The organism is Vreelandella sedimenti (genome assembly GCF_013416325.1).
GTDB classification, from domain to species: domain Bacteria; phylum Pseudomonadota; class Gammaproteobacteria; order Pseudomonadales; family Halomonadaceae; genus Vreelandella; species Vreelandella sedimenti.
Genome location: NZ_JACCGK010000026.1, coordinates 39457 through 49338 on the forward strand (window position 1 = coordinate 39457; position 9882 = coordinate 49338).

Annotated in this window: 8 protein-coding genes and 1 pseudogene; 1 reads left to right on the top strand and 8 read right to left on the bottom strand. The window is 58.5% G+C overall.

The annotated features are described in order from the left end of the window. Positions 1-62: 62 nt before the first annotated feature. The 7 genes from HZU72_RS21855 to HZU72_RS21885 form a co-directional block, all read right to left on the bottom strand. Positions 63-1352, bottom strand: a complete 1290-nt coding sequence (locus tag HZU72_RS21855) for an ABC transporter substrate-binding protein (protein WP_180095891.1) — start codon at positions 1350-1352, stop codon at positions 63-65. Positions 1353-1397: 45 nt separating this feature from the next. Then, on the bottom strand, positions 1398-2168 hold the full coding sequence (locus HZU72_RS21860) for an SDR family NAD(P)-dependent oxidoreductase (RefSeq protein WP_180095893.1): 771 nt from the start codon (positions 2166-2168) through the stop codon (positions 1398-1400). Positions 2169-2211: 43 nt separating this feature from the next. After that, on the bottom strand, positions 2212-3375 hold the full coding sequence (locus tag HZU72_RS21865) for a Gfo/Idh/MocA family protein (RefSeq protein ID WP_180095895.1): 1164 nt from the start codon (positions 3373-3375) through the stop codon (positions 2212-2214). A gap of 59 nt (positions 3376-3434) precedes the next feature. Continuing rightward, positions 3435-4487 carry a sugar phosphate isomerase/epimerase family protein gene (locus HZU72_RS21870; RefSeq protein ID WP_180095897.1) on the bottom strand — a complete coding sequence of 351 codons (1053 nt, stop codon included), beginning with the start codon at positions 4485-4487 and terminating at the stop codon, positions 3435-3437. A gap of 100 nt (positions 4488-4587) precedes the next feature. Further along, positions 4588-5553 carry an ABC transporter substrate-binding protein gene (locus HZU72_RS21875; RefSeq protein ID WP_159177363.1) on the bottom strand — a complete coding sequence of 322 codons (966 nt, stop codon included), beginning with the start codon at positions 5551-5553 and terminating at the stop codon, positions 4588-4590. Positions 5554-5667: 114 nt separating this feature from the next. Beyond that, entirely contained in the window at positions 5668-6693 is a 1026-nt protein-coding gene (locus tag HZU72_RS21880) for an ABC transporter permease (protein ID WP_223828102.1), read from the bottom strand. Further along, entirely contained in the window at positions 6686-8197 is a 1512-nt protein-coding gene (locus tag HZU72_RS21885; RefSeq protein ID WP_180095899.1) for a sugar ABC transporter ATP-binding protein, read from the bottom strand. The genes HZU72_RS21880 and HZU72_RS21885 overlap by 8 nt, the downstream gene beginning before the upstream one ends. 212 nt (positions 8198-8409) lie before the next feature. Between HZU72_RS21885 and HZU72_RS21890 the strand changes: the two genes are divergently transcribed. Further along, complete coding sequence (locus HZU72_RS21890; protein ID WP_180095901.1) at positions 8410-9636, top strand: ROK family transcriptional regulator; 1227 nt, start codon at positions 8410-8412, stop codon at positions 9634-9636. A 43-nt stretch (positions 9637-9679) separates the two neighbouring features. Here HZU72_RS21890 and HZU72_RS21895 read toward each other — a convergent pair. Continuing rightward, a pseudogene (locus HZU72_RS21895) lies at positions 9680-9882 on the bottom strand (dihydroxy-acid dehydratase); the annotation flags it as partial.

Below are 9882 nucleotides of genomic sequence, written 5' to 3' on the forward strand. Positions count from 1 at the left end.
AACTCCGAGCCAGAGCGTGGATGAGCACGGGCGGTAACGCGCGTGCTCTTTTAGCGGGCGGATCATCTAAACTGCCAGGCCTCTTCGACCCGGGCGACGGCCTCTTCGGGCGTCACGACGCCTTGCGCCAAATCGCCGCTAATGTCGTTAATCGTCGCGCCTACGGACGTTCCCAGCGCTTGATCCAGGAACACTTGATGGAAGGCAGATTGCTCAAGAATCTCCGCAACGCGGCGGGCATAGGGCGTTTCAAGGGCTTCAGCTGAGCCCTCGGCAACCGGCACAAAGATGCCTGTCGCGGCGGCTTTACGCTGATTGTCGGCATTGAGCAGAAAACGCAGGAAGTCGACCGCTTCATCGGGCGCATCACGGGTGACAGCAAAACCATTCATCCCGCCAAAACTCTGTGCGTTGCCCTCACCACCTTCGACCTCTGGAAAAGGGACAAACAGCAAGTCGTCATCCGGGACACCCTCGCCACTGACTGAGCGCTGCTTGGAAGGAAGATAATCCCAGTCACCCATCACGTGGAAGGCGGCCTCGCCATCGCCAAACATGCCGCTGGCACGCTCGTAGGAAGTGGCCATAAAGCCGGACTGAAAAGGATCAAGCTCAACAAGCGACTGCAGCATCTCCCCCGCGCGTACAAACGGTTCGCCGTTAAAGCCGCTGTTATCACCACTTTTGGCCGCTTCAATGCCCTCGCCACCGGCTAGGCGGGTGACTAAAGAGCCCCAATAGAAGTGCAGCGGCCAACCATCCTGGCCACCGACCACCAGCGGCGTTATGCCCTCTTCCCGCAATGCCACCACGGCGTTTTCAAAATCCTCCCAGGTCTTGATCGCTTGCGCATCAACTCCCGCTTGTTCTGTCAGGGCAGTGTTCGCCCAGATACCCACCACCGTGGCGTAGAGCGGCGCGCCATAGACGCGATCATCGAGGGTAAAAGCGCGCACTGCAGATTCTGGATAGATATCCTGCCAGCCATCGCGCATCGGCTCGCTCAGGTCGCGGACAAACCCCGCGTCCACCTGATCGCGCAACCCCTCACCGCCCCAGGTGTAATAGATATCCGGACGCTGGCTGGACTGCAGCATGGTGGGCAGGCGCGTTTTGTATGCCTCGTTGGCAAGGTATTCGAACTCGACATTAACGTCGGGGTGCTCCGCCTCATAGGCGGCAACCACTTCCTCGTAGTAGCGCTTTTCAGCGCTACTGCTCTCAATCCTTAGCACCGTCACCGTGGTATCGGCGGCTGCGGTTACTGACCCCAAAGCAGCAACAGCGGCAACAACCAGCGCTAAGTGACGAGGGCGTGAACAGGGCACGTTGTATTTGTTAGATACGTGCATGAAATTCTCCTAATATTATTTTAAAGCTTGCTGTTGAGCCGTCCCTCAAGCCCAGCCCGCGTCCACCGCCAATTCCTGGGCGGTGATGGCCTGGCTTTCGGCACTGGCTAAAAACAGCACCGCGGGGGCGATATGCTGGGGTTCAAGGCGCATTTTTAGGCACTGGCGTTGTTGAATGGCGACTTCGTCGCCGGGGCTAATCCACTTTTCGAGCTGCCGCTCGGTCATCACCGAGCCGGGCACCAGCGTATTAACGCGAATATTGTGCTCGCCCAGCTCCCGGGCCAGGCTGCGGGTCAAACCGTGCACGGCCGCTTTGGCAGTCACATAAGCGGGCAAACCGCCTAACGCCATTTGCACGCTGACCGAGCCAAAGTTAATAATCGAGCCACCTCCCGCTTGCATCATCTGTTCTGCCGCTGCCTGGGCAGCAAAGAACATCGGCCGCAGGTTAAGCGACATACGTTCATCCCAATAAGCAACATCCACATCCTGCCAGGCGTGACGATCATCGCTCGCGGCATTGTTCACCAGAGTATGGATAGGCCCGACGTTTTGGCCGGTCTCCGCTATCACTTGCTGAAGGCTTGCCACATCACGGATATCACAGTGGTGATAGCGCGGCGCTTTGCCGGTCTCGGCGCGGAGCTCTTCGACCAGCGCCTCGCTGGCCTCATCGTTAATATCGACAAACACCACCCGCGCGCCCTGAAGGTGAAAGGCTCGGGTAAGCGAGGCGCCAATGCCGCTGCCGCCGCCGGTAATAAAGACCACACGCTGTTCAAGGCTTGTATAGCGCGCTGAGTGCTGATTCATATTGTTTCCCACCTCTCTCTTTTAGGCGTGCTTTAACCGCGTTTTAAATATCCACCCACTGCCCACCGGCAGCGGACGAGGCCAGCGCGCGGGTAATAAACGTCAGGCCATCGACACCGTCGGCTACCCCCGGTGTTTGCATCGCCAGCGCCTCAGCGCGTTCACCCCGCTGATGGGCGTGAATTTGCACGGCGAAATCTCGATAGAGCTGGGCAAAGGCTTCGAGATAGCCTTCCGGATGCCCCGGTGGAATGCGTGCAGCCGCCATGGCGGCTTCGCCTAGGCCAGGGCCGTTGCGGGTCAATATCCGTGGCGGCTCTCCCAGTGGCGAATGCACTAGCTGATTGGGCGTTTCCTGGCGCCAGGCAAGGCCACCCTTGCTGCCATACACGCGTAGCTGCAGGCCGTTTTCGTTGCCCGGCGCAACTTGGCTAGACCACAGCATGCCCCGTGCACCGCCCTTGAAGCGCAGCAGCATATGTACGTTGTCATCCAACGCTCGCCCTTCGACAAAGGTGTGCATATCGGCGGTGAGTGATTCCAGTTGCAGGCCGGTCACATAGCGCGCCAGGTGATACGCGTGAGTGCCGATATCGCCCAAACAGCCCGCCGGACCGCTGCGTTTGGGGTCGGTGCGCCACTCGGCTTGCTTGACGCCGCACTCTTCCAGGCGGGTGGAGAGCCAATCTTGCGGGTACTCCACTTGGACGACGCGAAGATCACCCAGCTCACCGTTAGCTACCATCTCGCGCGCCTGGCGAACCAGCGAGTAGCCGGAGTAGTTATGGGTTAAGCCGAAGAACAGTCCCGTCCGTTCCACCAGCTCGGCGAGGGTTTGCGCCTCTTCCAGGGTGATCGTCATCGGCTTGTCGCAGATGACGTGAAAACCCGCTTCTAAAAAAGTGCGCGCCACGTCGAAGTGCACATGGTTGGGGGTCACAATGGCGACCACATCGATACCATCCGAGCGCTTGCGCTCCGCTTCGGCCAGGGTCTGGTAGTCGGGGTAAGCGCGTTCGGCGTCAACGTGCAGCTCCGCGGCGGCGGCCCGGCTGCGATCAGGGTCAGAGGCAAAGGCCCCGGCAACCAGTTCGAAATGGTCATCCAACCGCGCGGCGATGCGGTGCACCCCGCCGATAAACGCTCCCTGGCCACCGCCGACCATGCCCAGGCGCAGCCGACGCGGCGTGTCGTGTTGATTGCTCATGTCGTATTGCCCTTCCGCTGTCGTTGAATTAATGGGGTTGAATTAATTGAGGCTCGTTATTAAAGACCGAGGATGCGGCGATTGGCGGCTTGGTCGGAGCCGCCGTCAGCGAAGTCATCAAAGGCCCGCTCGGTGACCTCAATAATGTGATCGCGGATAAAGGTCGCACCTTCCCGGGCGCCGACTTCCGGGTGTTTCAGGCAGCACTCCCACTCCAGTACCGCCCAACCGTGGTAGTCGTTGGCCGCCATCCAGGAAAAGATCGACTTGAAGTCGATTTGGCCATCGCCCAGGGAGCGAAAGCGCCCCGCGCGCTCCGTCCACGACTGATAGCCTGAGTAAACGCCCTGCTTGGGGCTGGGATTAAACTCGGCGTCCTTAACGTGAAACATCTGAATGTGGTCGCGATAGACGTCCAGAAAGCCGCGGTAGTCGAGCTGCTGCAGAATTAGGTGGCTAGGGTCATAAAGGATATGGCAGCGCGGGTGGTTGCCGACCCGCTCAAGAAACATCTCAAAGGTGATGCCGTCGTGCAGGTCTTCGCCGGGATGAATCTCGTAGCAGAGGTTCACGCCCGCCTCATCAAACGCATCCAGAATCGGGCGCCAGCGATTCGCCAGTTCGTCAAAAGCGGTTTCGACCAAACCCGCCGGACGCTGGGGCCAGGGATAGATGAACGGCCACGCCAACGACCCGGAAAAGGTGCCGTGGTCGGTGAGTCCCAGGTTTTGCGATGCCTTGGCGGCCAGCTTGAGCTGCTCAACGGCCCAGGCCTGGCGTGCCTTGGGATTACCGCGAACCTCGGGTACCGCAAAACCATCGAACATCTCGTCGTAAACAGGATGTACGGCGACCAACTGGCCCTGAAGATGAGTGGAGAGCTCGGTAAGCGCTAAGCCGTGCTCGGCCAGTGTGCCTTTGATCTCATCGCAGTAGGTGCGGCTCTCGGCAGCACGTTTGAGATCGATCATGCGTGCATCCCAGCTGGGAATCTGCACGCCTTGATACCCAAGCCCCGCCGCCCAGGCAGCAATGCTGTCGAGGCTATTAAAGGGGGCTTCGTCACCGGCGAACTGGGCGAGAAAGAGCGCTGGCCCTTTGATTGTTTTCATAGGACTCTCTCAATATCGTTTGGATTAAGTGCTTGGGTAGGCGCGGGAAGGAGTGGTGCTTTTACCCGCGCCTATTAATCACTACGCAATCAATACGCGGTCAGAACGGCGAATCGGGGAAGTAGTACTGCTCGGCATTCTCCTGGGTAATCAGCGGCGAGCCTAGAATGTACTCACCCAACACCGGGCCATTGGAGACAAAGTGTTGTACGGTCAGGTCCATGGCAGTGGCGATCATGGCAGGTGGATACAACACGTCCACTGGCACCAGCTCATCACCATCCATCACCCGTTTAATAATGTCCTTCATGCCCGCCCCGCCGACGATAAACAGCTCGTCTTCACGATCCGCCTGGCGCACTGCTTCAATTACCCCTAGCGCGATATCGTCATCCTGGGCCCAGACGGCGTCGATATTGTCGAAGCGCGATAGGTAGTCCTGCATCACTTCAAAGCCATCATCACGGTTCCAGTTGGCATGCTGCATATCGAGGATGTTGACCTCGGAGCCTTCGATCGCTTCCTGGAAGCCCTGCACCCGCTCATCGTCGATCACCGTGGGAATACCGCGCAGCACCACAATGTCGCCCTGATCATCAAGGCGCTCGCGGATGTACTCGCCGGACACGCGGCCTAGTTCATGGTTATTCCCCGCTACATAGAGATCCTGGATCCCCTCTTCCGTCAGGCCTCGATCTACCACGGTGACGAACACCCCAGACTCTTTAACCCGGCGCACCGGATCGGTCAGTGGCCCAGACTCAAACGGCAGCACCACCAGCGCGTCGATGTTGCGCAGCGACACCAAGTCTTCTAGATCATTGGCCTGCTCTCCCGCCGTGCCCGCTGTGGAGATGGTGATCTCAATGTCAGGATAGAGCTCCTCGAGGCGTTTTTTGGCCTCTTCGGCATGGTAGTTAACGCCCCCCGTCCAACCATGGGTGGCGGCGGGAATGGAGACACCGATGGTGTACTCCTGGGCAACCGCGGCGCCGGAGAGCCCTATTGCTGAAGTGAGTGCTGCAGTAGTGACGCAGGCCTTCACTGCTGTCTTGATGGTTCGCATAGTGATGCTCCTTTCGTGTTTGTAATTGTTTTGCTGTTTTTACTTGCTGCGTTGCGAGCTGCTAAGGGTTGATGTTGCGAACGTTTTTCTGGTTTTTACATTCGTTTCAGTGCCTTAAGGCGCTGCTTTTCTCCACGAGGCACGCTGCAGGTAGACCGCCACAATGATGATGATCCCCTGCACCGTCCCGTTGAGATAGTTGGAAATGGCATCGGTCAAGTTGAGAATATTGCCAATCATGGTAAGCATGATGGCGCCCACCACCGTGCCCCAGATACGCCCATGCCCGCCCTTGAGCATGGTGCCGCCGATGATCACCGCGGCAATCGCCTCCAGCTCCCAGAGTACCCCGGTGGCACCCGATGCAGAGCCCAGCCGGGGCACATAGATAATTGTCGCCAAGGCCACGCACACACCCTGCAGCATGTAGGTCATGGTTTTGATGCGATCGACGTGAATAGCGCTGTATTCGGCCACTTTTTCATTGGAGCCGATGGCAAAGCAGTAGCGCCCGAAGCGGGTGTAGTTGAGCAGGATGTAGCCAACAATGGCGACAAATAGAAACACCCAGACCGGAATGGTGATGCCCAGGAAGCTGCCGTAATACATCGGCCGATAGATATCACGCACTGCCCAGTCCAGGGTGAGGGTGCCGCCATCGGCGAGGTACGTGACCAGTGAGCGGTAAATCCCCATGGTGCCGAGAGTGACAATAAACGCCTCAATTTTGCCTTTGGTAGTCACCATGCCGTTGATAAAGCCAGCGCACAGCCCCAGCAGCAGCGAGGCACCCACGCCGAACAGCACGGTCGTCAACCCTGCGCCAAACTGCTCGACGAGGCTGTTCATCAAAATAATCATAACCCCGGCAATAAAGGCCGCCATTGCCCCTACCGAAAGATCCAACCCGCCGGCGGTAATCACGAAGGTGGCGCCGATGGCAATAATGCCGATAAAGGCACTGCGGGTGAGCATGTTCGAGAGATTATCCAGCCCCAAAAAAGCCGGATTAATCAGCACGCCCAGTAGCGCCAGAACCACCAGTGCTACAAAGGGCCCCCAGGTTTTCAGGTCTATGGCGAAGCCTTTTTGCTTGATCATTTGGTTAGCTGCTTTATTAGTCGTTTTGTTATTAGCCATGACACTGCTCATCGACCTCTGCTCCCTTAATGCCGGATGCGTACTGCATGATTTCATGTTCGTTTATTTGCTCGCCTTCAAGCACCCCGGTGAGTACCCCGGCGCACATTACCGCCACCCGGTGGGAAAGGCCGATCAGCTCGCCCATTTCTGAAGAGATCAATATCACCGAGCAGCCCGCCTCGGTTAATTCATGGATAAAGTGATAGATCTGGTGCTTGGTTCCCACATCGATGCCCCGGGTCGGTTCGTTGATAATCACGACTTCAGGGGCAATGGACATCACCTTGGCGAGCAGCAGCTTCTGCTGGTTACCGCCGGAGAGTTCGGCAGCGGTGCGCGCTGCCGTCCGCAGGCGGATATCAAAGCGCTGGATGGCCTGTTGAAAGGCCTGCTCTTCACGGCGGCGGTCAATAAGCGGATGGCAGTGAGCGCGTAAATTGAGCAACGTAACGTTGGAGCGCAGATCCATATTGAGCACCAAGCCTTTGCCCTTGCGATCCTCGGTGAGATAAGCAATTCGTTGGTGCACCGCATCGCGCAGGTGTCGCAATACCACCGGTTGACCATTGCGTAGCACCTGACCGGCGCTTTTACTGCGCAGACCCAGTACGGCTTCAATCAGCGCGGTTCGGCCAGCGCCCACGATGCCACCAAACCCCAACACTTCCCCCTGGCGCAGGGTAAAGCTGGCCTGTTTAACGACGCCGGGCACCACCATATCCCGCGCTTCCAGTACCACCGGCGCATCGGAGGGGAGGTGCGTACGCGGTGGGTACATTTCAGTGATCTCACGCCCCACCATCAACCGGGCCAACTCCTCCTTGCTGCGTCCAGCCATGGGGCCGCTGTCGACCAAATGGCCGTCGCGCAATACCGTCACGCGGTCGGCAATCTGCTCAATTTCACGCAGTTTGTGGGAGATATACAGAATCGCCACGCCACGCTGGCGCAAACGGTCGATGAGTGCGAACAGCACCGATACTTCGTTTTCCGTCAGTGTGGCGGTGGGCTCGTCCATAACCAGCACGCGCACGTCGCGGGTGATCGCCTTGGCGATCTCCACCATCTGCTGATCGGAGGTACTCAGGTCTTTCACGCGGGCGCGTGGGTCAACGTCGGTTTCAAGCTCCGCCAGCGCCTCCCGGCTCTGTTGCCGCATGGCACGCCGATCCAGAAACATGCCGCGGCGCAGTTCGCGGCCCAGGAAGATGTTCTCCTCCACGCTGAGCTGTTCCGCCAGTGCCAACTCCTGGTGAATCATCACCACGCCGTCGGCCTCCGCCTCACCGCTGGAGCGGTAGTGCCGTTGGCTGCCGTCCACCACCACCTCGCCCGAAGTGGGTCGAAGGTAACCGGCCAGGATTTTTACCAGGGTCGATTTACCGGCGCCGTTCTCACCCAGCAGGGCGTGCACTTCACCCACCTGCAGGTCGAGATCAACGTCGAATAACACTTGGTTTTCGCCAAACGAGCGGCAGAGTTTGCGCGCTGATAACAGCATGAGGCCACCTGATGAAGTCTGTTGTTATTGTGTTGGGGGCTTATCAACATCGATTGATTTAGGTTGATGCTTGATTTACTTTAGGTGCTAAAATAAATATTTGCATATGCAACTTAGGTCGTATTTTGACAATTGCGCTCACACCCCACGATGAGAGCGCTCAGCAATGTGCAGCACTGCTTTTTTTCAACACGAACTATAACGGCGACCCTATGGCCCTTCCGTCGACTGATACTAGCCGCCTCGACAACACCCTGGCGGTGATACGCACTCTGCGTGACCAAGGATCGGTGGCACGCATCGACCTAGGCGCACTCAATGGCATTAGCTCTGCCACCGTCACCTCAATCAGCGCCGAACTACTCCAGCAGGGGTTGATCACGGAACGGCCACCCGAAACACCCCGCCCCACCGGGCGTGGCCGACCAAAAACCTTGATTGAACTCGACCCTAATGCCGCCTGCGTGGTGTGCATCAAGCTATCGATCAATGAGATCCAGTTGGTAGTGGGGGATTTTTCGGGCCAGGTACGCCATAGCGAGCACCACGCGGTGCCCACCCTGACGCTGAGCGCCGACGACCTGGAAGCGCTGCTGGAAGAGAAGATCAGCACTGTTTGCGCGCAACAGCTAAAGGGATTTCAACGCTTGGCGGGGATCTGTTTGGCAGTGCAGGGGGTAGTCTCGTCGCAAAGCGGTACGATTATCTGGTCCCCCGCTTTAAGCTTTCGTAATGCACCGATATCGACGCGATTAGCGGAGCGTTTTCACTGCAGCGTACTGCTGGAAAACGATGCCAACTGCATCGCCAGCGTTCTAGCGGCACAGCCCGCCTATGCAGACTGCCCCAACTTGGTGGTCATTATGCTGGGCTACGGTATCGGCATGTCAGTATTGATTAACGGCGTGCCCTTTCTGGGTGCCAATGGCTCAGCGGCGGAGTTTGGGCACAGCAAATACCAACCCGATGGCGCCCTGTGCGCCTGCGGGCGACGGGGCTGTATTGAAGCTTACACTAGCGATTACGCGCTCTATCGCGCCGCCGCCGATCATTTAGCGTTACCCTCCGGCGACAGCGCACACCCCTCAGAGCAGCAGATGCAGGCGCTGACACAGTTGGCATTAAAAGGCGACCCGACAGCCCAGCGTATTTACGCCGAGGCTGGGCGGGCGTTGGGTTTCGGCATTGCCAATGTGCTGGCGCTCTTTAACCCCGATCTCGTGCTGATTACCGGCTCCGGCGTGCGTGGCTTTGACGCCATGCAAGCCGCCATGCACACCGCCATTGACGATGCCCTAGTGGCCGAACTGATGGGCACTACCCGCATCGAACACTGCGCCTGGGATCGCGACATGACCTGCATGGGAGGCATCACCATGGCGCTAAACGCTACCGATGCCCAGACGCTGTTAGATAGCCAAACCGCCCGCGAAGCTTAACCAGATTGGGGCGGGTTGCGATTCGCTAGCGCCGGGAAAGCGATCAATGCGAGTGCCGCGGTACATCAGACCCGCGGCAGCCGACCAGGAAGTCGAAGTCGCAGCCTTCGTCGGCTTGAAGCACCCGCTCAATATACAGCTGGCGGTAGCCGCCCTGGCTGGCGATCAGCGTTGAGGCGGCAGTGGGGTCACTTTCGGCCAGGCGCGAGGCCAGTTCTTCGTCGCTGAGTTCCAGATGCAGCCGGC